Source organism: Shewanella sp. KJ2020 (assembly GCF_024197625.1).
Taxonomy (GTDB): domain Bacteria; phylum Pseudomonadota; class Gammaproteobacteria; order Enterobacterales; family Shewanellaceae; genus Shewanella.
In genome coordinates, this window is sequence record NZ_JAKUKD010000015.1 from 18,156 (window position 1) to 40,865 (window position 22,710).

A 22,710-nucleotide genomic window follows, 5' to 3' on the forward strand; every position below is an offset into this window, starting at 1 on the left:
TTAGTTTTTATCTAATCCAAGCGCTGTTCTTAACTGACCTAGTGTATTCAAATCCCCCTGACGGCTCGCCGCCGTGAGGGCTTGGGTGGGTGCGTGGATAAGTTTATTGGTCAGGCGATTGGCTAGTTCAATCAATACCTGTTCAGTGTCGCCCCCCTGGGCTAATTTATTCAGGGCGCGTTCCACTAACTCATCTTTTATCGCCATGCTCTGATTGCGATACTCACGAATACTGTCGACCGACTCTAAAGAACGCACCCAATCCATAAACAGGTAAGATTGTTCTTCAGTAATTAATTCAGCTTGCTCGGCGGCTTCTTTTCGAGAAGCCATATTCTGTTCAATAATGCTATGCAGGTCGTCCACTGTATACAGAAACGCGTCATCCAAATCGGCGACTTCCGGTTCAATATCCCGGGGAACTGCTATATCAACCAATAACATAGGTTGATGGCGACGCTGCTTTAGCGCTTTTTCGACCATGCCTTTACCTAGGATAGGCAAGGGGCTGGCGGTAGAGGATATCACGATATCGGCTTTAGGGAGAAAATCTGGTATCTGTGCCAGTGTAATTGCTGTGGCGCCAAATTCTTCGCACATACCTTGAGCGCGTTCTAGAGTTCGGTTTGCCACCACCATGGAGGCCACACCATTGTCTTTTAAATGTTTGGCCACCAGCTCAATGGTTTCACCCGCACCGATAAGCAATACCTTAGTGGTCGACAGTGATGAGAAGATATGTTTCGCCATGCTGACGGCGGCAAAGGCCACAGATACAGCGGCGGCGCCAATTTCCGTTTCGGTGCGCACTTTTTTAGCCACCGAAAAGGTATTTTGGAATAAGCGATCTATGGTTAAGGCGACCGTACCGGCTTCTTTGGCTTTCGCGAAGGCTTGCTTCACCTGCCCCAAAATTTGCGGCTCACCTAAAATCAACGAGTCGAGCCCAGAGGCGACGCGCATCAAATGCTTGACCGCGGTTTGGCCGTGGTAATTGTAGAGGCAAGGCGCCACATCCTCATGATCTAGGCCATGATATTGTTCAAGCCACTCGATGATATCGGCCTCATCGCCATTGTTGCAATACAACTCAGTGCGATTACAGGTCGAGACAATAACGGCTTCACCCGAGCGTGTACGACTGGCCAGACTCTTCATGGCATCATGAATTTTGTCCGGAGAGAAGGCGACTTTCTCACGCAGGTCTACCGTGGCTGTTTTATGGTTAATACCGATTGCTACAAGGCTCATCTGACTCTTTCTAGATTCTTGGCGTCTATCTTAATAAGGGCATTCTACTGAATTGGCCCAACTAAAAACAGAATACGCTTAACAAAACCGAATAAAGGTCTAACTTGTTACCTAAATTTTCTATCAATCTAGGTAAACATGGATTGGCTCTAAGAAGCGAATCCTAAGTGACCGCCGATGGAAATTTTACGATTGGCATTGGTATTATTCCCAAGCCCTCGTATCATAAGGACTTTGGTATATCAGTCATAGATGAATAATTTGAAGCGCTTCACAGAATCCATTTTCTCTTGTATTGCCTTGAGCACCCTGCTCTTTTTGGGTGGTTGCCAAACGCTGCCTCCTGCAGACGACTTAACGCCAATCACAGTCAGTAATCCCAACCAAGCAAAAGCATGGGAATTACAGGGCAAGCTTGCCATAAAAACCCCCGAAGATAAGCTCAGCGCCAACCTTTATTGGCGTCATACCGAAACCCACGACAAGTTAACCCTCACCACCATGTTAGGCACCACAGTGTTAACCCTAGAGGCTACCCCAGACGCGGCCCATTTGCATATCGATGGCAAAGATTTTAAAGACAATAACGCCCAAGCATTACTTGAACGGGTTAGCGGTTGGTCAATTCCCTTAGCCGATTTACCTTTATGGATAACAGGCCAAATTGGCTCAGATGATCAGGTCATCGAACGCGATAACCAAGGCAAACCTAAACTGCTGACCAATACCCAAACCCCACCACCTTGGCAGGTCACATTTTTACGTTGGCAATCCCAAAGTGGGACGACTGTCCCCCATCAACTCAAGCTTGAACGCGGTGATTTACAACTAAAACTACAACTGAATCAATGGCAAGCACTCGGAAAATCCACTGTGATGATAGGAGAAAAACCTTAGCATGTCAGACGCCATTTCCCGTCATTGGCCCGCGCCAGCCAAGCTTAACTTGTTTTTACATATCACCGGCCGCCGTAGCGACGGCTACCATGAATTGCAGACCTTGTTTCAATTTATCGATTGCTGCGACATGTTGGATTTCAAGGTGACCGATAGCGATGAACTGATTTTGCACTCCAATATGTCGGCTGTTGTCGCAGATAGCGATAACTTAATTCTGCGAGCCGCAAAATCACTCCAACAAGTAACAGGCTTTAAGGGCGGAGCGGAGATCTGGCTCGATAAGCGTCTGCCTATGGGCGGTGGTTTAGGGGGCGGTTCCTCCGATGCTGCGACCACCTTAGTGGCCTTAAACAAACTGTGGAACACCCAATTATCGACGGAAGATTTAGCGACAATTGGACTCAAACTTGGTGCCGATATTCCTGTTTTTATTCATGGTTTCGCCGCTTTTGCCGAAGGCGTAGGTGAACAATTACAAGCGGTAAATCCGAATGAGCCTTGGTATTTAGTTATCGCACCCGACGCCCACGTGTCTACCGCAGCCGTCTTCCAAGATCCCCAGTTGCCGCGTAATACCCCTAAACTGGCCATAGACACTTTACTAGGCCAACCCTGGGCAAATGATTGTCAAAAACTGGTCGTATCTAAATACCCTCAAGTTGCCAAGGCCTTAGGCTGGCTGCTAGAATATGCGCCGTCGAGAATGACCGGAACAGGCGCATGCGTGTTTGGGGAATTTACACAACAGCAACAAGCTCTCGCAGCCTTGGCGAAATTACCGTCTGATATGCAAGGATTTGTTGCAAAAGGGATGAATATTTCGCCGCTCATCACGCGACTCAATCATCCATAAACTACATTCTTCTAGGGTAGCTTAAATACGATAACGCCTCGGGTCCTCCCGTCCCTATATCGTCGTTACCCTAGCCACTAAAATATAAAGCAAACGCCTGAGGTTCATACAGTGCCCGACATCAAGCTCTTTGCTGGGAACGCCACCCCCAGTCTCGCTAAGAAGATAGCCGATCGTCTATTTTGCAAACTCGGAGACGCAGTGGTTGGTCGTTTCAGCGATGGTGAAATCAGTGTCCAAATTAACGAAAATGTACGTGGAGCCGATGTGTTCATCATCCAATCCACCTGTGCGCCGACCAACGACAATCTGATGGAACTCATCGTGATGGTTGATGCTCTGCGCCGTGCATCTGCGGGTCGTATCACCGCAGTGATCCCTTACTTTGGTTATGCACGTCAAGACCGTCGCGTTCGTAGCGCCCGTGTACCTATTACCGCCAAAGTGGTTGCCGATTTCCTGTCAAGCGTCGGTGTTGACCGTGTTCTGACCTGTGACCTGCATGCTGAGCAAATCCAAGGTTTCTTCGATGTTCCTGTGGATAACGTATTTGGTAGCCCAGTGCTACTGGAAGATATGTTAGCCAAGAAACTCGATAATCCTGTGGTAGTTTCACCGGATATCGGCGGTGTTGTTCGCGCTCGCGCAGTCGCAAAACTATTAGATGATTCTGATCTGGCCATTATCGATAAACGTCGCCCACAGGCGAACGTTGCCCAAGTTATGCATATTATCGGTGATGTTCAAGGCCGTGACTGCATTATCGTTGACGATATGATCGACACAGGCGGCACTCTGTGTAAAGCGGCTGAAGCCCTAAAAGAACATGGTGCAAACCGCGTATTTGCCTACGCGACTCACCCAGTGTTCTCTGGCAAAGCGGCTGAAAATATCGAAAACTCAGTGATCGATGAAGTGATAGTCACAGATACTGTGCCTTTAAGCCCAGAAATGCTGAAAGTGGCTAAAGTGACTCAGTTAACTATGTCTGCGGTACTGGCTGAAGCGATTCGCCGTGTCAGCAACGAAGAGTCTATCTCTGCGATGTTTAGCCACTAATTGGCTTAGCTCGCGGTGGTAAAAAAACGCACTCGATTGAGTGCGTTTTTTATTTGTGCCAAAGGCGGCTTAGATTTTAAGAGCTTAAATTTTAAAATTACTGACAGCTCGGTGCAAATACTCAGCCTGGGCCTTAAGCTCATCCGATGCCGATGCGTTAGCATCCGCCGCTTGGGATGATTCCTGGGCAATATCCCGAATCACCACCACATTCTTATTCACCTCGGCAGCGACCATGCTCTGCTCCTCAATGGCGGCGGCGATCTGTGTACTCATATCCATAATATTACGCACATCGGTATTGATAAGCTTCAGTAACGCACCCGCGGCGGCGGCCTGTTCGGCACTCTCGGCACCTTGTTTTTGACTCGCATCCATCAATTGTACGATTGAGCGAGTACGGCTCTGGAGTGTTTGGATAATATTGGCAATCTCCTGAGTCGATGATTGAGTTCGCATCGCAAGACTACGCACTTCATCGGCCACCACGGCAAAACCACGGCCTTGCTCGCCAGCACGCGCTGCCTCAATCGCCGCATTAAGCGCTAGGAGATTAGTTTGCTCGGCAATGCCACGGATAACATCGAGCACGCTACCGATAGTCTCACTGTCGCGCTCGAGTTCATCTACCACAGACGCACTATCATTAATTTGCTGCGCCAATTGCTCAATTTTCTGAATGGTTTGCATAACCTCATTTTGCCCCATTTGGGCATTGTCATGGGTTTTACCTGCCTTGAGGGCGGCAAGCTCTGTGGTCTTGGCAATTTCATCGATAGTCGCGCCCATTTCGGTAATCGCCGTTGCCACCATATCGGTTTCATTGAGCTGCTGCGTTACCCCTTGGGATGCTTGGACTGCATTTTCTGAGACACGTTTGCAGGAAATATTAATCGTGGCGACCGACTCGATAACTTGCTCTATAAGCTGCTGAAAACTACCGACCATACTATTGAAGTGCTGTGCAATTTCCCCCAACTCATCCTGAGTAGAAGTATCGCATCTTAGGGTAAGATCTTTGCTGGCCTCAATACGGGAAATCACCTGAGTGATACGTTCAACGGGGGCGATAATGCTACGAATAATAAAATAGGTTATGACGCTAAGCAGCACGGCTATCAGGATAAACACCATAATGCCGATATTCACACTGTCACTCTCAGCCTCATCTATGGCTTTAAGTGCAAGGGTATGCAGCTCAATCGCACTCGATTCGGTTAACCTGTTGGCCGCTATCAGTTGTGCCATAGTGCCCTCTTTTTCACTGAGCCCAAACTGCTGCTCCTTGCTCACTAAACTTTTGAAGTCCTTTTGATATTGGTTTATCAGGGTGGCTATTTTAGCTTGGGTAGCGCTATCGAGGCTCGATGCCTGTAACCTGCTATTAAACATGGCAATATTAGCATCGAAGGTATCAGCATAACTGAGCTCTCTACGCAGCATAAAATCCTTTTCGTTACGCCTTAATTGCAACATTGCGACCTGTAAAGATAGTTGGTCGTACTCCTTCAACAGCGTTTCGACATTATGTACTGCGGTTCTAAGGGTGCCATATAACCCAGTTTTAGGCGTTAATCCTATTTCTTGCTGTAATTGAGCCACTTCATTAAAAGCCGATTGGTACTGGTTTAAATTACGGTCAAAATTTTCAAGCGAACTGGTAGCGACGGCATATTTATTAAAGGTTTGATCTAATTCAGAGATGATTTTATTAATTTGGGAATGTACTTCCTTATGCTTTTCAACATACTGTAAATCTTTACGGGCAAAGAAATCCTTCTCATTTTTACGCAACATCAAAACGTCTCGCTCTAACGCAAGCACGTTTTGGGCCGCATTAGCGAGTTCCGAACTCACCGAATTGGAATGGAGCTGCAGCCCAAACATCCCAATTAATGCAGTGATGGATACAGCTGCACTGAGTAACAGCTTAGAGCGGATTAACATAGAAAGTCCCTAATAAATATCATGTCTCTTAAAAAGATAGCTGGGAGTTTGGCCTTTAGCAGTAAAAGTTTCCCAGTACATCAAAAGTTCATTTTTATACAATAATCCTTGCCGATTTATTCCCCTAATCAACATTCCCAGCCCATATATCGCCCCGCATAGCACGCCCAATTCATTTATTTCGATTTGATTGAGTTACTATATAACATTGAACATTTTGGGGCGTATTATTCACGATAGCATTCGGTATAAAACATTTTACTTCATAAACTTAGCACTCTTATTTTTGATAAATTCTACTACATTCTTGAAACGCCAACATGCTCTAAAATGTGCAACATAAATATTTTTTAAAATGGTCCAAACCTTTTGACCTTTCCATAGCGTCAAAACTACAACCAATAACCATAACGACAGGAAAGTACAGTGACGGCAGGGATACTCCCACTCAGTAGCACAGCGTCGGACTTTGATCTTGTTACCTTAGCAGGACAAGGCGATCGCTCAGCATTTAAGCAACTGTACTTAAACCATCATCAACGTATTTATGCGCTCTCTCTACGTTTGTGTGGCCAAGCGGCCCAGGCCGAAGAAGTCACCCAAGAGTGTTTTATTCTTGTGTGGCAAAAGTTGCCGCAGTTTCGGGGAGAGAGCCAATTTTCAACTTGGTTACACAGTATTTGTGTGAATCAGGCTCTAAGCAGTATTCGCAAGCAAAAATCCTTTTGGGCGCGTTTTATACCGCTGGAAAACGACAATGAGTTCCCTGGCACAGATGAGGACTATCAAGGGTTAGATAAATTGATCCTTAGGCTACCAGAACGAGCTCGCATCGTGTTCGTCCTTTGTGCCATAGAAGGCTATCAACACGAGGAAATAGCCGACTTACTCGGCATTGCCATCGGCACCAGTAAGACGCAATACCACAGAGCCAAGCAATTACTACAGGAGATGCTGTAATGACGTTAACGCCGCTTTCCCGTGAAGAACAACTCAAGCAATTGATCGCAAAGGCGCCTAGAGGCTTAGCCCCAGAGCGAGACCTTTGGTCGGCGATCGAAAAACGTATGGATAAACCATTGAGCCCCAAAGCCTATCCCCCTAAACACGGCCAGACATTATGGCCGCAGTGGGCGATGGCGGCGACGATATTGTTGGCGATATTTTTCGGCTACCAATACCAAGGGATAACACCCACTGCCCCCATCACAGCGCAACAGTCGCCAAAGGACAGCGATAAGGCTTTGCAAACCCTATTGACGCAAATAGCCACTATGCACCAAGGACAAGTCGATTCACTCGAACACACGCCCAATGCGCTTATATGGCAGACCCGTCATTTAAGTACTCCGTTGGAACAAGGATTAGAAGAGCTTAGACGGGCAGGTGAACAGATTTACCAAGCATTACAAGCGAATCCAACCGATAAACAACTATGGCAACTCTGGCTTTGGGTGCAGCAGCGTGAACTCGAACTGCTACAGCAAGGCCAAAAACTGCCCATTAAAAACTCAACACAAGGAAACACCCTATGAGCAACATGAACCTGACCAAGACCAGTCTATTAGTGTCAACTTTCTACCTCGGTTTAATGGGCACAGTGTTTGCCGCCCAGAGTGTGGACAAACAATTGAGTATTAGCAGTGGGACTCAACTGCAAATCAAGATCCAGCGTGGTGAAGTACAGATCCAAAGTTGGGATAAAAATGAGGTGAGCGTGACCGGCACCCTCGATGAACTGAGCGAAGGTTTTATCTTCGAGCAAAAAGGTAATAACCTGAATATCGAGGATAAAATGCCACAACATTACAACGGCAGCGATAATAACGGCTCAAAACTGACGATTATGGTCCCCAAAACAGTCAAACTCAGTGCCGACACTATCTCGGCAAATCTGCAGATAACCCAGACGCAAGGAGACCTAGAGTTAAATACCGTCAGTGGCAACATCAGCGCCGATGGTCTTAGCGGTAATCCATCGCTGAACTCTGTATCCGGGGATATCACCACCAAAGGATTAGATGGCAAAATCCTGCTAAACACTGTATCCGGTGAAATTAATGACACTGAAAGCAAAGGTGAAATCAAGTACCGCCTCGTGAGTGGCGATCTTAACAGCCAAACCCTAGCCGAAAAGGTCAACGTAGAACAAGTGTCGGGTGAAGTGACCGCCAACTTTAGCACCACAAAAGATATCACACTCAGAACCGTGAGCGGCGACAGCCAAGTATCACTGGCAAAAACCTTCGATAGAGCAAGCCTAGAAAGCGTCAGTGGTGATATTACCGTCACCTTCGCGGCCATGCCCGATGCCAGTTTTGATTTAAACGGTGGTCCAGGTGGCAAAATTAAAAATGGTCTAAGCCAAGATGTACCACAAAAACAAAAATACGTATCAAATGAATCCCTCAGCTTCCAAACAGGCACAGGCAGTGCGGATGTCAGGATGAATACCATCAGTGGTAACCTGAGTCTCAAGCAAGGTTAATCACGGCTTAGTAACAAAAATGCCGCCCAAACTTAGGCGGCATTTTTTATGAAGTGCTTCCGTTTATGGAATCTTTTCAGATTGAAGCTATCTCTTCGGCGGTTAAGTAACGCCACTCCCCTGGGGCTAAATCCGGGTCCAACTCGATTTGTCCAATACTCTCACGGTGTAAACCTACGACATGGTTTCCCACCGCGGCGAACATGCGCTTCACTTGGTGATATTTGCCTTCGGTGATGGTTAAGCGTACACATTGAGGTTCAATGATCTCAAGCACCGCAGGTTTGGTCAGTCCCTCTTCATTTCTAAGTTCAACACCGGCAGCAAAAACCTCGATTAAGCTCGCATCGACGGGTTCGGCTAATTGCACTAAATAGCGCTTACCGCAGTCTTTTTTCGGAGAGGTGATCCGGTGTGACCACTGGCCATCACTCGTGATCAACACTAGCCCTGTGGTATCGGCATCTAAACGACCGGCAATATGCAGTGTTTCAGGTTTTGCCAGATCCAACAGGCTCAAGACAGAGGGATAGGCTTCATCTATGGTTGAGCAAATGGTATCGACGGGTTTATTCAGCATCAAATAGCGCTCGCCCACTAAGGTTATAGGCTCACCTTCGAGGCAAATCTGCATGCCCTCGGTCACCTTAAAACCCGAGTCTTTGACAATAACGCCATCGCAACTCACATCGCCACGGTGTAAAGCTTTTTTGGCCAGTGTTCGAGTCAGCGAGGTACTTTCACAGATAAATTTGTCTAAACGCACGTTATTACTCAACTTAATAAATGAAAACTGCCGTATTATGGGGCCGAGCATAACAAAGGGCAAAGAATTGCTGCAGAACGCGAGATGTGTTCCTATTTAGCCCTTAGGCATTGACAGCAACTTCGAGTCATCCACTCGATGCCGAGCTACGTTGCTCTGGGTTAGAAACCGCCAAAACCATTAAGGTCGGTAAACGGGTATGGATTGGTGGCGGCGCTATCATAGGCGCAGGAGCCCTAGTTACAAAAAATGTGGCAACCAAAACCGTGGTCGCAGGTAATCCAGTAAAGCCCATCAGGCAACTCATTTAAGCTCATTAATAAAAGATAAAACTAAGTGCTCGCTTACCTGAAAAGGCTTGCATACGGTAACTTTGGCGTTGAAGAGGCGAATACGACAACTGGTAATCTTTAGTTACATATGACTGAAGATAAATCCGCGATTAAAACTGTAATCACCTTGTTTAGCTTCCCCTTAAAGCATTAACATAGGTTTCATTGCGCCTGAAGCAATCCCAGTTTTTGCCAATCAAAAGCCCCAATTATGGGCACTATAATAAACTCGAAGGAAACGACATGAGAAAAGTACTCATTGGGGGACTATGTGCCTCACTTATTGCAGGACTGACTGCCTGTAATGACAAAACCGCTGATGTGAAAACCCCAGAAGCAGAAATCAATAAATCCGCGACTGCCGCCGCCGTAACAAAAGCCTTAGGCTCAGGTATTGAATTTGCTCATTTTGATAAAGCGGTTCGTCCACAGGACGATTTCTACAAATATGTAAATGGTACTTGGTTAAAAAACACAGAGATCCCAGGGGATCGCACGAGTATTGGCGCCTTTTACGATCTACGTGAAAAATCCCGTGATGACGTAAAAGCCATTATCGAAGAAGTGGCTGCGACACCAAATTTAGCCGCGGGTACAGACGAGCAAAAAGTGGCCGATTTATATCGCTCATTTATGGATACCGCCACACTCAACAAACTGGGCGTGACACCAATCCAAGGTGAATTTGATGCCATCAATGCCTTAAAAGATAAAAACGAACTGGTTAAATACTTCGCCCATAGCCAAATCATGGGTGCGGGTACGCCAATGGCTTTCTACATCGATATCGATGCGAAAAATTCTAGCCGTTACGCGACTCACCTGTATCAATACGGCCTAAGCCTGCCAGAAAAAGACTACTACTTTAACGAATCAGAGCGTTTCGTTAATATTCGTAAGGCTTATGTCGCCCACATCGAAAAAATGTTTACCCTAGCAGGCCTTGCTAATCCTAAGGCTAGCGCAGAAGCCATCCTGGCACTTGAAACCGCCATTGCAGCTAAACATTGGGATGTGGTTGAAACCCGCGATAGCACTAAATCCTATAACCTGTATCAAGTCAAAGATCTACCAAGCTTAGCGCCGGATATCGATTGGACGGGTTACTTAGCCGCTTTAGGTGCCGATAAGCAAACCGATATTATCGTTAATCAACCTAGCTATATCCAAGGCCTAAACGAAATCCTCAAAACAACGGATCTCGCTACTTGGAAAACCTACATGCAATGGCAGGTATTAACCCACGCCGCCAGCAACTTAAGTGAAGAACTCGATAACGAGAACTTTGCCTTCTTCTCTAAAATCCTCAATGGTCAAGAAGAACAAGAGCCTCGTTGGAAGCGCGGTGTAGCCGCTGTTAACGCTGTTCTTGGTGAAGTCGTCGGTAAAGTGTATGTAAAACGTCATTTTACGCCTGAAGCCAAAGACCGCATGCAAGCCCTAGTTGAAAATCTGCGTGGCGCTTACGGCGACAGCATCAAAGATCTGACTTGGATGAGCGAGAGCACTAAAGTGGCTGCGGCGGATAAGTTAGCCAAATTTAACCCTAAAATTGGTTACCCCAACAAATGGGAAGATTACAGCAAGCTGACCATCAAAGCCGATGACTTAATCGGTAACGCGGTACGTGCAAGCGAAGTTGAACACGCTAAGTCACTGGCTAAACTCGGTGCGCCAATCGATAAAGATGAATGGCACATGACACCACAAACGGTTAATGCTTACTACAACCCAACCATGAATGAAATCGTGTTCCCTGCGGCTATTCTGCAACCGCCTTTCTTCAACATGGAAGCGGACGATGCGGTGAACTACGGTGGTATCGGTGCGGTTATCGGTCACGAAATGGGCCATGGTTTCGACGACCAAGGTGCTAAGTTCGATGGCGAAGGTAATATGCGCGACTGGTGGACAGCGAAAGACTTAGAAGAGTTCTCAGCCCGTGGTAAAGCACTGATCGCCCAGTACGACGGTTACGCAGTATTTGACGATCTGCATGTCAATGGCAGTTTAACCTTAGGCGAAAACATCGGTGACTTATCGGGTGTGACTATCGCTTACCGCGCATACAAGAAGTCTCTGAACGGTAAAGAAGCACCGGTTATCGACGGTTTGACTGGCGATCAACGTTTCTTCATCGGCTTCACTCAAATTTGGCGTGCCAAAGCCAAGGAAGAAGCACTGCGTAACCGTGTAGCGACCGATCCACACTCACCTGCAGAATTCCGCGCCTTAGGTGCGTTATCCAACATGCCAGAGTTTTACACTACCTATGATGTAAAACCCGGTGATGCTATGTATATCGCCCCAGAAAAACGCGTAAAAATTTGGTAAGCCAAATTAAGTGATCACTCTGCCACCTCTTGGCAGAGCCACAAAATGGCGCGACCTGTAATGGGTGGCGCCATTTTTATTGGCTCGGCCGAAAGGGATAAGCTGAAGATAAAGATGAATAAAGCTTCATCATTGATTCAGCTCTAATTAAGCCATAGCAGCCTAAGGTGGTCACTGTGATGTGTATCACTTCAATAAGGAAGTAGGCCGTTATGAATAAGTTATTTCGTACCTTTTTTATTTTTCTACTCTTATTATCGACCCGCGCCGCAGTAGCCAATCCCCTCGATATCAATGATACAGACGCTGAACGTGGCAATTACACTGCAAGACAGACATATAGCCACGATTTAGAAGGTCTTTATGCCATTAGCAGTCAAACCTTCGACACACCACACCAAGCCACGAGTGACTTAGCAAGCTTATATGCCAACGCCCACTATGCCCAAGCGGAATTAGGCCAATTACTGCAAAACATCGCCGTGCAGTCAGGCTCACAGGTCATTATTCCCCCGGTTAAAAGTTACCCACGCGCCGCCGAAAAAGTAGCGACAAAATTTAATGGAGATGCCAGCCAACTCACCGATCTTGCCAGAGCCAGCATTGTCACTGATAGCATCCAAGAACTGGTGCAGGCTTACCATATACTCACAGAACATACCCAAGTCGTTAAACAGAAAAACCGTTTTGCCGAACCTAAGGCCTCAGGTTACCGCGACTTAAACTTGCTGGTGCGTTTACCCAGCACAGGTATGATTGCCGAAGTCCAGTTACACCTTAAGGACATTGCCCAGATCAAAAGTGGTCCAGAGCATCAGGTTTATGAAAAAGTGCAATTAATTGAAGCCAACGCCATCAAACAACAACGCCCCTTAAGCGAGTTTGAATTAGCGCAAATCGCCCAATTACGCCAAGAATCACATAAGCTCTACCATAGGACGTGGCTTAACTATAAACGGGTCGATAAAGCCAGTTTATTAAGAGCCGCCGTGGCTTAAGCAACCGCTTCCACTCTTGCGCTGGTTATCTGCAAAGATACCAGCGCTTTTTTTAGCTAAGACTTTCACAATCCATCCCGAGTCATTTCGAGTCCATTGAAATGCGGGCCAACATTTAGCCATTAACATATCTTGAATCTAATACCCCAGGTATTCTGAAATTCGCATCTAAGGGGGGCTTGGGTATATAATCCCGCGCCATAGTCCCAGTCACAGCCCAATGCCACAGTCAGGAAACGCCATGCACGATATTATTGAGCAGCTCCAAGAACGCAGTGAAACCGTGCCCGTGCCGCTCGAATTGCCCACATTCGAGCAATTGGTCGAAGTGGAAGAGCAAATTTTGATCTCGCTGCCGCGGGAGTTAAAGGAATACTTGCTCTATGCCAGTGATGTTATTTATGGCGCCATAGAACCCGTCACTGTGGCCGATCCCTATTCTCACACCTATTTACCCGAAGTGACCTGCTATGCTTGGTCAATCGGTATGCCAAGGGACATGATTGCCATCTGCCAGCTGGGTGACGATTTTTACTGCATCGACCAAGATGGCCAAGTGCATTTTTGGAAGGATGGCGACTTTGCCGATATCTATTGGGAATCCTTCTGGGAGTGGGTCGAAGATATTTGGTTAAAAATTAAATACTAAACTTATTTATATCGAACTTGAGAACCGCATTATGTCTAAAAATATTGGCTTGAATGCCATCGAAATGAGCTACCTACGCCAATCACTTAGCCTTAGTGTGGCGCAGGTAGGCCAACTCACCAATCACAGCGAAGCCGACGTATTGTCCTGGGAAAACGGCGAGTCGCCCGTGCCGGAACTGGCCCAGAAGAAACTATTAGAAATTGATGACATTATCGAGATGCAAGTGCTCAATACCAGCGATGGTATCGAAGCCTTGTTTAAGAAAGAACCTAAACGTCGACTCGCCTTTGTGGTCTATCCTACCCAAGGGATTTACACCCAATATAATCCGGAATTTTTAAGCTCACTGCCGCTGACCGAGTTATATAACACTGCCGCTTGGCGGATCAAAAAGGAATGTAAGCTAGTACTCGAAGTGGATGTCAGCCTAATTGCCTTAGATGTGGAAGCCTATAAGGCTTACCGTGAGCAAAATGGCTTAAGCGAAAGCCGTGAAAGCCGCGCTAAATGGGCAGCCACTCAGCTCTAATACCCAATGTACGGCTAGGAGCATCCATAAAAAAACGGCGCACTAGGCGCCGTTTTTTATCCCGCAACACTCTTAGCTAACACTGCATAGCATGAGCTAAGTTAACCTTAGATTAGAAATTCATCGTCAGTTTGGTGTAGATATAACGTCCCATTGGGTTGTGCACAGAAATCACATAACCATAGAGGTCGGTATCACCGTCACCGATGGCGAAGGGTGGCTCTTCATCGAATACGTTGTTCACACCTAAAGTCAGTTTGAACATCTCATTAAAGCGATAAGATCCTGACATATCAACTAATATCTGCGCATCAATCGTACGTGATGTATTGCTTTCAAAGTCAAGCACGCCATCAAAGTCAATATCGGGTGTATCTTCAAATTCACCGATATAACTTACGTTCACGTTGGCAGCAAAGTTATCCATAGTCCAATTGTTGGTCAGCAACCAACGGTGTTGAGGGAACTTGTACTCGCCAGTGTACTCGAGGCCATCTTTCTCGAAATTATGTAAGTAGCTGTACTCTAGGCCAAATTTCAAATCACCAAAAGAATCCAATTCGAGTCCGTAGTGGGTTGAAATATCCGCGCCTTGCACATCCTGTGAGCTTAAGTTGATAAAGCTGGAGTGGATAATACTGATAGGACCTAAGGTTTGACCCGCCTGTGGTGTTAAACGCTCACACACTGTGCTGCTTTGGTCATTACAGTTCGCAGTATAAATATCGCCCAATGGCTGCTTATCAATCTTATTATCCTGAGTGATACTGAAGATATCAAAACCTATATCGAACTGCTGGCTAGGTGCCCAGATCATGCCGACGTTCCAAGTCTCTGATTCTTCAGCATCTAAGTCAGAGTTACCTTGGAACTCAGTGTTGTAATCCAATGCTTCACAATCAACACCATCGGCAGCGCAGCGGTAAGTATCGATAAAGAAACTACTTTCACGTGAAGGGCCTAAACCGATTTGTGCCAATGACGGAGCGCGGAACCCCGTAGACCAAGAACCACGGGTAGTGAGTTCATCGGTAATCCCCCATTGGAAAGCAACCTTAGGATTCGTCGTTGAGCCGAAATCGCTATAGTGGTCATATCGGCCAGCGAGTTGTAATTCGAAACTCTCGGTAACCGGAATAGAAAACTCCACATAACCCGCATACTGATCGCGAGATGCGGCGGCAGATACGGCTTCAGTACCGAAAATCAATCCACGTTGGAATTGCTCATCGGGGATATCACTCACGCTTTCTTCACGGTATTCAACACCCGCCGCCATCATGATATCGCGGTCGGCCAGCGTGAAGGCTTGGCCAGTGATATTGGCTGCATAGGAGGTCATAGTGGATAAACCTTGACGCACTAGGCTAGTGGTAATGGCATCGATCACTTCCTGGGAATTCATAGTGCCACCGAATGGGTTGTAACGGCCCGCATCGATTTCAGCCTGAAGATAATCGGTCCTCACCCAACCTTGGCTACGATCGCCCGTTTGGGTTGATTCGCTGCGCCCACGTTGTACTGTGGCCTCCCAATCCCATTCTTTTACTGTGCCACGTAAACCCGCCACTATGCGTAGAGTATCGGATTCAATATCCCAACGGCGGGCTCCCGCATCCACGGTACGGAAACGACCAATTTCGATATCTTTGCCCCAAGGGTTGTCAGGATGTGTACCAGGAACCGTTAAGCCTGCATCCTCATCGAGTGGCGTTGGTGCCCCGCCCGCAATCGAAGTATTGTGCTGTGCAGCAAGTTCGAGGAAAGCGGTTAAATCATCGTTAAAGTGATAGTCAAATTGGCCAATAGCGCCGATACGTTCCGCCGCGGGTGCAATCAGATTGTATGGACCATATTCAAATAGACAGCTGCCGCTTGCGGTTGCACTATCTGCAGGACAAGCAGGATCGATGGTTTTCACGCCATCAACATAAAAGTAGCCAGGAAAACCGCGAGAAGAACGGAAATCTTCACCGCCGTAAGGCGTTTGATTGGCAACGCCAAAACGCCCTAAGTCCGTCGCTGAAAGCGTATCGTTTTTAAAGTAATCGAGAATAACCGAGGCACTGCCCTTATCGGCCTTTATACCCCAAACTAAATTGGCCGTGGTTTCATCATAACCTGTACCCGAGGTCTCACCGTAACCGACGTTAACCTCAATACCCTCAATATCTTTCTTCAGAACTATGTTCACCACACCCGCTATCGCATCGGAGCCATAAATCGCCGAAGCACCATCCTTAAGAATATCGATACGTTCAATGGCGGAAACGGGGATATTGTTAATATCGACGAAGGAATTAGTAATACCTTCGGCAAAAGCACTCGCCGCCACACGGCGACCGTTAATGAGCACCAGTGTTGCATCTGGGCCTAAGCCGCGCAAACTGATAGACGCGCCACCGTTGGCGGTAGAATCTTGGCTGTTACCACGGGTTGAAAAGGCACCGGCGCCGTTTGCAGGCATACGTTCGAGTAATTGCTGCAGGTTATCAAAGCCCATATTGGCGATATCATCTTTACTGATCGACTGAATGGGTGAAGGCCCTTCGATATCCGTTCGCTTAATACGAGAGCCTGTTACTTCAATACGTTCAACTTTTTCTGCACCGTTATCAGCGGCATGGGCAACAGTTGGGGCAAATGCCATGGCAATCGCAATTGCGCAAGCACTGGGTAGAATTTGAGGTCTTTTCATATACATTCCCTAGTAATATTGTTTTTATTAAAATTATATTTACTTAATTGAAACCTAAATTTAACAATTACAAGGTAATGGGTTACAAGCCAAAGTCAATGGGGGACTGAAAAAAGTTAAACTTTTGTTACATATTAAAATGATGTATTTTTCCAGCAAGATATTCCAAGATAGCGATGCGCGCATACAGGACTGAAGAGACACCTATGGAAGACAAGATCATTTATGAAGCAGAATTTGAGGATAATTTAGGCTGGTATTGGCTACTCTCTGGGGCGGCCTATTTCAGCCTAAGCATTATAGGCATTCCTTTGTTATTACTATGGTTTCCAATTGGATTATGGGGAACACGTCGTTATATTAGCAATATGAGCGCACGCTTAACGAACAATAAGCTTATCGTATGCAGGGGCATATTAACCCGCACCGAAAACACGGTTCCCTTAGATAAAATTACCGATATGGCACTGATCCAAGGCCCGATAATGCGACTTATGGGCCTGTATAAATTAACCGTTGAGACGGCAGGCCAATCGGGTTCGGGGGCCTTGATTAGCTTAGTTGGCGTGGTCGATGCACCAAAGTTTAGGACCTTAGTACTAACACAGAAAGAACGGCTGAGCCCCCAAGCTTCCCAGGCTAATTCCACCTTAGCGCCCCATGATCCGCTTATTCATAATGTGGCAGAAATCACGGCGAGCTTAAAACGGATTGAAGCCCTACTAAGCCAAAAACTCGGTGGTTAGCCCAGGGTTTTCTACAAAATTGATTAATAACCAATTGATAAAAAATATATCGAATGGCACCCCATCAAATAGGCAATATTAGATAACGACATGACTCAATCTGCAATAACCGCTCCCGTAACCAATTGGTCCACCCGACTGGCCCTCGGCATCAAGGCCATGGGCCCCGGCGTCTTGATGGCCGCGGCAGCCATTGGTGCATCCCACTTAGTTGCCTCAACCCGTGCAGGGGCCGAATTTGGCTGGCAACTCGCTTGGGTTATTTTAGGGGTGAATTTATTGAAATACCCCTTCTTTGCAGCTGGAGCACGTTACACAGCCGCCACGGGAGAAAGTTTACTGCACGGTTACTTAAAACAAGGCCGTGGTTACCTCTGGTTGTTTACGGGACTCAATGTAATTGCCGCCATCGCCAGTACGGCGGGCGTTTGCATGCTAACGGCTGCCATGCTGACGCAATTTATCCCACTACCGATTGATTGGTTGGCCCTGTTAGTGTTAATCAGTTCATTGATTTTACTTATTCTTGGTCACTATCGACTGCTAGATAAACTGACTAAAATCATTATGTTCGCCCTGACGCTCACCACATTAATTGCCGCCACATTAGCGTGGGATCATGCTCAGCCATTAGCGAGCAATTTTGTTTCTCCCTCACCTTGGCAATGGGCCTATGTGGGTTTTCTTGTCGCTATGATGGGATGGATGCCGGCTCCCATTGAGGTCAGCGCCTGGAACTCACTCTGGCTACTCGAAAAACAAAAAACCGAACAAGTCACTAAATCCCAAGCCCTACTGGATTTCAATCTGGGCTATATAGTCACCGCGCTCCTCGCCATCGTATTCCTCGCACTTGGCGCATTGGTGATGCACGGCAGTGGTGAGCGGTTCTCTGATTCTGGTGCGCAATTTGCCCAGCAGTTGATTAATTTATATAGCCAAGCCATGGGTGAAGATAGTCGCTATCTTATTGGTATAGTAGCCTTTTTATGCATATTCAGCACAACTGTTACCGTTATCGATGGCTACAGTCGCACCTTAGATATGGGCTGGCGCTTATTGGCTCGCCCCGCATCCCTCGATAAAAGTAACGACCGAGCGCTCACAGGAATAATGCTTGCCGTGAGCGCCCTAGGTTTATTACTGATCCTGTTCTTTAAGGGGGCATTACTGCCCCTGCTCGAATTTGTAATGATTTTAGCCTTTATGACCACGGTCGTTTTTGCGTGGCTAAACTACCGCTTAATGACCAGCACACAACTCCCAGAGAATGACAGATACGGCCTTAAAATGAAGCTGCTATCTTGGTTTGGTTTAAGCTATTTACTTATTTTTGCTGTGCTTTTTATTTACTGGTACCTAGCGGTTAAAGTGTAGTTTGACAAACTGAAGCATGAGCCATCGACTAGGGTTCATGCCGCACAGCCGCAAAATCATCCGCACTAGACTTTCCTGCTTTTCTGTTACTTTAAGTATATAATGTCGGCTCTTAAACCAGACAGCGCAGCCGCGCCAAGAGATGACCATGATTAACAATGATATTTTGCGCCGTTTGCGCTTCGTGCTTGATTTCAGCAATGCCAAAATGATTAAAATTTTTGCCAAAGCCGGAAAAGAAGTGCCCGTCGAAGAGATGATTAATCTTCTGCGTAAAGAAGAGGAAGAAGGTTATAAGGCTTGCAACGACACGACACTATGTCAGTTTTTAGATGGTCTTATCATAGAGAAACGTGGTTTACGTGAAGGGGCTGAAATACCAAAGCCTGTGTCACGCTTAAATAACAACTTAATCTTCAAAAAGCTCAGAGTCGCCCTCGAAATGCGTGAAGAAGATATAGTGGCAACTCTCGCACTCGCCGAAGTGCAAATGTCAAAATCAGAACTGAGTGCCCTCTTTAGAAACCCAGATCATAAGAACTTCAAAGAGTGTGGCGATCAAATTCTGCGTAACTTTATCCGGGGTTTATCCCTCAAGTATCGCGGCGCATAACGCGCAGTTTTGTCGATAAAATCAAACGCAGCCTAGGCTGCGTTTTTTGTTTATGTCCTCTGCCCATAAACGGCCTAAAACCATAAAAATTCACCGCCAATCGCTTTACAACATCTCGTTTTAAACAAGGGTACTTGGCGGTGGTGCAAAAAAAACCACAAATACCTCACGACACGGGCAACAAAGATCACATTTCATGATAACCTTACGTGACTTACAGCACGTATCGAACCACTTACACAATAACTAAAAGGTTACCCATGGACGATAATAAACGCCCCCTCTATCTTCCGTTTGCAGGACCTGCCATTCTTGAAGCCCCATTGATTAACAAGGGCAGTGCATTTTCTGAAGAAGAGCGAATTTTCTTTAACCTCGAAGGCTTAGTCCCCTACGCCATTGAAACGATTGAAGAACAGGCGTCGCGCGCCTACGATCAGTTCAGAAGTTTCAATAACGATCTCGATAAGCATATTTATCTACGCAATATCCAAGACACCAACGAGACGCTGTTTTATCGTTTAGTGCAAAATCACATCAGTGAAATGATGCCAATCATCTACACCCCGACGGTAGGTTTGGCCTGTGAGCGCTTCTCGAAAAACTATCGCCGTAACCGCGGTCTGTTCATCTCTTACCCGAATAAAGACAGAATCGACGACATCCTCAACAACTCGACGCGCCAAAAAGTGAAGATCATCGTTGTGACCGACGGTGAACGTATCTTAGGTTTAGGCGATCAGGGCATTGGCGGCATGGGGATCCCTATTGGTAAGTTGTCGCTCTACACTAGCTGTGGTGGGATAAGCCCCGCATATACCCTGCCCATCACCTTAGACGTAGGCACTGACAATCCACAATTGTTGGAAGATCCTATGTACATGGGTTGGCGCCATCCCCGTATTGGCGGCGAAGAATATGCCGAGTTTATCGAAGCCTTTATGCAAGCCGTACATGTACGCTGGCCAGATACCCTGATCCAATTTGAAGACTTCGCCCAAAAGAATGCGATGCCAATCCTTGAGCGTTATAAGGATCGTTACTGCTGCTTTAACGATGATATTCAAGGCACTGCAGCTGTCACTGTCGGCTCCTTACTCGCCGCCTGTAAAGCCGCGGGGACTGAACTGAATCAACAGCGCATTGCCTTCTTAGGCGCGGGTAGCGCGGGCTGTGGTATTGCCGAAGCTATCGTTGCCCAGATGGTGTCCGAGGGAATAAGCGACGAGCAAGCACGCAGCCAAGTCTGTATGGTTGACCGCTGGGGACTGCTGCTGGACAACATGCCTAACCTGTTGCCCTTCCAGCAAAAACTGGCACAGAAATGTGCCAACATCAGCAACTGGAACAACTTTAGCGACAATATTTCACTGCTCGATGTCGTAAATAACGCTAAACCCACAGTGCTGATTGGAGTGTCTGGTGCACCGGGACTTTTCACCGAGGAAATTATCCGCGCTATGCACAGTCACTGTGCTCGGCCGATTATTTTCCCGCTGTCTAACCCAACAAGCCGCGTCGAAGCGACACCAAAAGACATTTTACATTGGACTTCAGGTCAAGCCTTAGTCGCCACAGGTAGCCCATTTGAGCCAGTGGTTGTCGAGGGTGAAACCTATGAGATAGCCCAGTGTAACAATAGCTTTATCTTCCCTGGTATTGGTTTAGGTGTACTAGCCTCTGGGGCACGCCATGTATCGGACGCCATGCTAATGGCCTCGAGCCGCGCCCTCGCCGAATGCTCACCTTTGGCCATTAATGGCAACGGTCCATTACTGCCAAAACTTGAAGATATTCATGCCGTCAGTAAGCATATTGCCTTTGCCGTCGGTAAAGTGGCGGTAGAACAAGGCCTTACACTGCCAATGAGCGATGAGATTTTGCAGCAGTCAATTGAAGGTAATTTCTGGAAACCAGAATACCGCCGCTATAAGCGTACCTCGTTCTAACAGTTGAGCTTCAACGCTAAGTAAAAAGCCCGTCAAATGACGGGCTTTTGCTATCTTGCTCGGGATATTTCCGCCTTAAGGCGCCATCACCTGTTTAAAGCTATTGAGCATAGAACGATCGGTGCGGGCCTTTTTCAACTTACGCAGGCTTTCCTTGAGCGACTCATCGGCCAAACGGATAAATATCCCGTTGTATTCCTTCTCGTTAATCGCTTCGTCCGTATCCGCCTGCTCAGAAATTTCCTGCGCGACTCGGCTTAATTGCAACCAAGCGTTGGCAATATAAAAACCGTGGAACTCTGCCTGTGACATGAGATTACGCGCACTGGCGGGCAACGCATCCCAAGCTTGGCTAAATTTAGCTTCTCTGTCTTCTAACAGCTCGGCACATAAACCTTGATAGGCCGCTAATAGGCTCTCGGGCAATTTCGCCATAGGTAACACTTTATTGGCAACATTGTGGGAAATCTGCTCGGCAGTTTCACGATAAGCGGCTGATAATTCGCTCATAAACACTCTCTAATCTTGACTAATGACAGTGGCTAAAACCGGCCACTAATATACACGCCGTAAATCCCATTACCCGCTAAGGGCGTCACTGTAATCCCTTTATAGGGGTCAGTAAAATACCAACCCGCTAATGCCCCAATGGCGGCACCCGCGAGCACATCTTCTAAATAATGTTGATCACTCGCGACTCGAGTGTAACCTACGTAGGAGGCGACGATATAGGCGGGTAAACCATATTGCCAACCATAACGCTGCTGGATAAAGGTCGCCGCCATAAAGCTATCCGAGGTGTGGCCCGATGGAAAAGAGTCATCGCCACTGCCATCGGGCCTGTCCTTACTCACCCCATATTTTAGGCCTTCGACCACTAAACGGCTCGATACCGCCGCCTGTATTAATTGCCAACTGCCATCGTAGCCGTCCTCATAGAATAAGGTGGCACCCATCGCCGTAGCTGGCAGCATTAAATGCAGTACATCGCCCGAAGTTTCTAAATCTGAGCTGGCCCAACTGGTGCCACTGAGAATGACTAACAGTACACAAAATAACTTTTTCACCGATGATTCCTTTTCGGGTAAATTCCAAGGCGACGTTTATACCTTGATAGTCACGGGAATGCAAAATTGTACTTGTTTTATATCAGCTGTGATGAAAAAGACTATGCTAAGATGATGATTAGCTATTGATTTCAACGCGGATAGGAATTAT

General features: G+C 46.9%; 20 protein-coding genes and 1 pseudogene. 15 read left to right on the forward strand and 6 right to left on the reverse strand.

All coding sequences use genetic code 11. The annotated features are described in order from the left end of the window. Complete coding sequence (gene hemA, locus MJO46_RS09100; protein ID WP_253989035.1) at positions 1–1,251, reverse strand: glutamyl-tRNA reductase; 1,251 nt, start codon at positions 1,249–1,251, stop codon at positions 1–3. Positions 1,252–1,503: 252 nt separating this feature from the next. On the opposite strand from hemA, the gene lolB reads away from it, so the two are divergent. The 3 genes from lolB (at position 1,504) to MJO46_RS09115 (ending at position 4,063) form a co-directional block, all read left to right on the forward strand. Further along, positions 1,504–2,148 carry a lipoprotein insertase outer membrane protein LolB gene (gene lolB / locus MJO46_RS09105; protein WP_253989036.1) on the forward strand — a complete coding sequence of 215 codons (645 nt, stop codon included), beginning with the start codon at positions 1,504–1,506 and terminating at the stop codon, positions 2,146–2,148. A 1-nt stretch (position 2,149) separates the two neighbouring features. Further along, entirely contained in the window at positions 2,150–3,004 is an 855-nt protein-coding gene (ispE, locus tag MJO46_RS09110) for a 4-(cytidine 5'-diphospho)-2-C-methyl-D-erythritol kinase (RefSeq protein ID WP_253989037.1), read from the forward strand. 111 nt (positions 3,005–3,115) lie between these two features. After that, a complete protein-coding gene (locus MJO46_RS09115; protein ID WP_011623915.1) occupies positions 3,116–4,063 on the forward strand; it encodes a ribose-phosphate pyrophosphokinase in 948 nt (315 codons plus the stop codon). 84 nt (positions 4,064–4,147) lie between these two features. Here MJO46_RS09115 and MJO46_RS09120 read toward each other — a convergent pair whose 3' ends face one another. Further along, positions 4,148–6,010, reverse strand: coding sequence for a methyl-accepting chemotaxis protein (locus MJO46_RS09120; RefSeq protein ID WP_253989038.1), 1,863 nt, complete (start codon positions 6,008–6,010; stop codon positions 4,148–4,150). 426 nt (positions 6,011–6,436) lie between these two features. Here MJO46_RS09120 and MJO46_RS09125 point away from each other — a divergent pair, with 426 nt between their 5' ends. From MJO46_RS09125 to MJO46_RS09135, 3 genes are read left to right on the forward strand one after another with little or no spacing between them, the layout of a single operon-like run. After that, on the forward strand, positions 6,437–6,970 hold the full coding sequence (locus tag MJO46_RS09125; protein ID WP_253989039.1) for an RNA polymerase sigma factor: 534 nt from the start codon (positions 6,437–6,439) through the stop codon (positions 6,968–6,970). After that, the gene (locus MJO46_RS09130) at positions 6,970–7,545 is read left to right on the forward strand and encodes an anti-sigma factor (protein ID WP_253989040.1); all 576 of its coding nucleotides are present in this window, start codon (positions 6,970–6,972) and stop codon (positions 7,543–7,545) included. The genes MJO46_RS09125 and MJO46_RS09130 overlap by 1 nt, the downstream gene beginning before the upstream one ends. Beyond that, on the forward strand, positions 7,542–8,498 hold the full coding sequence (locus tag MJO46_RS09135; RefSeq protein WP_253989041.1) for a DUF4097 family beta strand repeat-containing protein: 957 nt from the start codon (positions 7,542–7,544) through the stop codon (positions 8,496–8,498). The genes MJO46_RS09130 and MJO46_RS09135 overlap by 4 nt, the downstream gene beginning before the upstream one ends. A gap of 76 nt (positions 8,499–8,574) precedes the next feature. Here the strand turns inward: MJO46_RS09135 and rsuA are convergent, their stop codons facing one another. Continuing rightward, on the reverse strand, positions 8,575–9,315 hold the full coding sequence (gene rsuA, locus MJO46_RS09140) for a 16S rRNA pseudouridine(516) synthase RsuA (RefSeq protein WP_253989285.1): 741 nt from the start codon (positions 9,313–9,315) through the stop codon (positions 8,575–8,577). A gap of 68 nt (positions 9,316–9,383) precedes the next feature. Here rsuA and MJO46_RS09145 point away from each other — a divergent pair. From MJO46_RS09145 to MJO46_RS09165, 5 genes and pseudogenes are all read left to right on the forward strand, one after another. Beyond that, positions 9,384–9,575 (forward strand): annotated as a pseudogene (locus tag MJO46_RS09145) (sugar O-acetyltransferase); the annotation flags it as partial. Positions 9,576–9,839: 264 nt separating this feature from the next. Further along, positions 9,840–11,930, forward strand: a complete 2,091-nt coding sequence (locus MJO46_RS09150; RefSeq protein WP_253989042.1) for a M13 family metallopeptidase — start codon at positions 9,840–9,842, stop codon at positions 11,928–11,930. A gap of 212 nt (positions 11,931–12,142) precedes the next feature. Next, the gene (locus tag MJO46_RS09155) at positions 12,143–12,928 is read left to right on the forward strand and encodes a RelA/SpoT domain-containing protein (RefSeq protein ID WP_253989043.1); all 786 of its coding nucleotides are present in this window, start codon (positions 12,143–12,145) and stop codon (positions 12,926–12,928) included. Positions 12,929–13,169: 241 nt separating this feature from the next. After that, positions 13,170–13,577 carry an SMI1/KNR4 family protein gene (locus tag MJO46_RS09160; protein WP_007645391.1) on the forward strand — a complete coding sequence of 136 codons (408 nt, stop codon included), beginning with the start codon at positions 13,170–13,172 and terminating at the stop codon, positions 13,575–13,577. Positions 13,578–13,608: 31 nt separating this feature from the next. Further along, positions 13,609–14,109, forward strand: coding sequence for a DUF4447 family protein (locus MJO46_RS09165; protein WP_198780989.1), 501 nt, complete (start codon positions 13,609–13,611; stop codon positions 14,107–14,109). A 112-nt stretch (positions 14,110–14,221) separates the two neighbouring features. On the opposite strand, the gene MJO46_RS09170 is transcribed toward MJO46_RS09165, so the two are convergent. Beyond that, positions 14,222–16,807, reverse strand: coding sequence for a TonB-dependent siderophore receptor (locus MJO46_RS09170; RefSeq protein WP_253989044.1), 2,586 nt, complete (start codon positions 16,805–16,807; stop codon positions 14,222–14,224). A 206-nt stretch (positions 16,808–17,013) separates the two neighbouring features. Between MJO46_RS09170 and MJO46_RS09175 the strand changes: the two genes are divergently transcribed. The 4 genes from MJO46_RS09175 (at position 17,014) to MJO46_RS09190 (ending at position 21,492) form a co-directional block, all read left to right on the forward strand. Beyond that, positions 17,014–17,553 (forward strand): PH domain-containing protein, encoded by a 540-nt coding sequence (locus tag MJO46_RS09175; protein WP_253989045.1) that lies wholly within the window; start codon positions 17,014–17,016, stop codon positions 17,551–17,553. A 90-nt stretch (positions 17,554–17,643) separates the two neighbouring features. Further along, entirely contained in the window at positions 17,644–18,930 is a 1,287-nt protein-coding gene (locus tag MJO46_RS09180) for an Nramp family divalent metal transporter (RefSeq protein ID WP_253989046.1), read from the forward strand. Positions 18,931–19,078: 148 nt separating this feature from the next. Continuing rightward, a complete protein-coding gene (locus MJO46_RS09185; protein WP_253989047.1) occupies positions 19,079–19,543 on the forward strand; it encodes a DUF1456 family protein in 465 nt (154 codons plus the stop codon). A 260-nt stretch (positions 19,544–19,803) separates the two neighbouring features. After that, a complete protein-coding gene (locus tag MJO46_RS09190; protein WP_253989048.1) occupies positions 19,804–21,492 on the forward strand; it encodes an NAD-dependent malic enzyme in 1,689 nt (562 codons plus the stop codon). A 75-nt stretch (positions 21,493–21,567) separates the two neighbouring features. Here MJO46_RS09190 and MJO46_RS09195 read toward each other — a convergent pair whose 3' ends face one another. Both MJO46_RS09195 and MJO46_RS09200 read right to left on the reverse strand, forming a co-directional pair. Next, on the reverse strand, positions 21,568–22,002 hold the full coding sequence (locus MJO46_RS09195; RefSeq protein WP_253989049.1) for a DUF3069 domain-containing protein: 435 nt from the start codon (positions 22,000–22,002) through the stop codon (positions 21,568–21,570). A gap of 32 nt (positions 22,003–22,034) precedes the next feature. Continuing rightward, positions 22,035–22,559, reverse strand: coding sequence for a phosphatase PAP2 family protein (locus MJO46_RS09200; RefSeq protein ID WP_198780996.1), 525 nt, complete (start codon positions 22,557–22,559; stop codon positions 22,035–22,037). Positions 22,560–22,710 lie beyond the last annotated feature (151 nt).

Bases quoted from the DNA above. Each gene is read 5' to 3' on its own strand.
- MJO46_RS09150 (WP_253989042.1), top strand. From the start codon at position 9,840: ATGAGAAAAGTACTCATTGGGGGACTATGTGCCTCACTTATTGCAGGA.
- MJO46_RS09130 (WP_253989040.1), top strand. From the start codon at position 6,970: ATGACGTTAACGCCGCTTTCCCGTGAAGAACAACTCAAGCAATTGATC.
- MJO46_RS09155 (WP_253989043.1), top strand. From the start codon at position 12,143: ATGAATAAGTTATTTCGTACCTTTTTTATTTTTCTACTCTTATTATCG.
- lolB (WP_253989036.1), top strand. From the start codon at position 1,504: ATGAATAATTTGAAGCGCTTCACAGAATCCATTTTCTCTTGTATTGCC.
- MJO46_RS09195 (WP_253989049.1), bottom strand. From the start codon at position 22,002: ATGAGCGAATTATCAGCCGCTTATCGTGAAACTGCCGAGCAGATTTCC.
- MJO46_RS09135 (WP_253989041.1), top strand. From the start codon at position 7,542: ATGAGCAACATGAACCTGACCAAGACCAGTCTATTAGTGTCAACTTTC.
- MJO46_RS09175 (WP_253989045.1), top strand. From the start codon at position 17,014: ATGGAAGACAAGATCATTTATGAAGCAGAATTTGAGGATAATTTAGGC.
- ispE (WP_253989037.1), top strand. From the start codon at position 2,150: ATGTCAGACGCCATTTCCCGTCATTGGCCCGCGCCAGCCAAGCTTAAC.
- MJO46_RS09185 (WP_253989047.1), top strand. From the start codon at position 19,079: ATGATTAACAATGATATTTTGCGCCGTTTGCGCTTCGTGCTTGATTTC.
- MJO46_RS09120 (WP_253989038.1), bottom strand. From the start codon at position 6,010: ATGTTAATCCGCTCTAAGCTGTTACTCAGTGCAGCTGTATCCATCACT.
- MJO46_RS09170 (WP_253989044.1), bottom strand. From the start codon at position 16,807: ATGAAAAGACCTCAAATTCTACCCAGTGCTTGCGCAATTGCGATTGCC.
- MJO46_RS09165 (WP_198780989.1), top strand. From the start codon at position 13,609: ATGTCTAAAAATATTGGCTTGAATGCCATCGAAATGAGCTACCTACGC.
- rsuA (WP_253989285.1), bottom strand. From the start codon at position 9,315: ATGCTCGGCCCCATAATACGGCAGTTTTCATTTATTAAGTTGAGTAAT.
- MJO46_RS09190 (WP_253989048.1), top strand. From the start codon at position 19,804: ATGGACGATAATAAACGCCCCCTCTATCTTCCGTTTGCAGGACCTGCC.
- MJO46_RS09180 (WP_253989046.1), top strand. From the start codon at position 17,644: ATGACTCAATCTGCAATAACCGCTCCCGTAACCAATTGGTCCACCCGA.
- MJO46_RS09160 (WP_007645391.1), top strand. From the start codon at position 13,170: ATGCACGATATTATTGAGCAGCTCCAAGAACGCAGTGAAACCGTGCCC.
- hemA (WP_253989035.1), bottom strand. From the start codon at position 1,251: ATGAGCCTTGTAGCAATCGGTATTAACCATAAAACAGCCACGGTAGAC.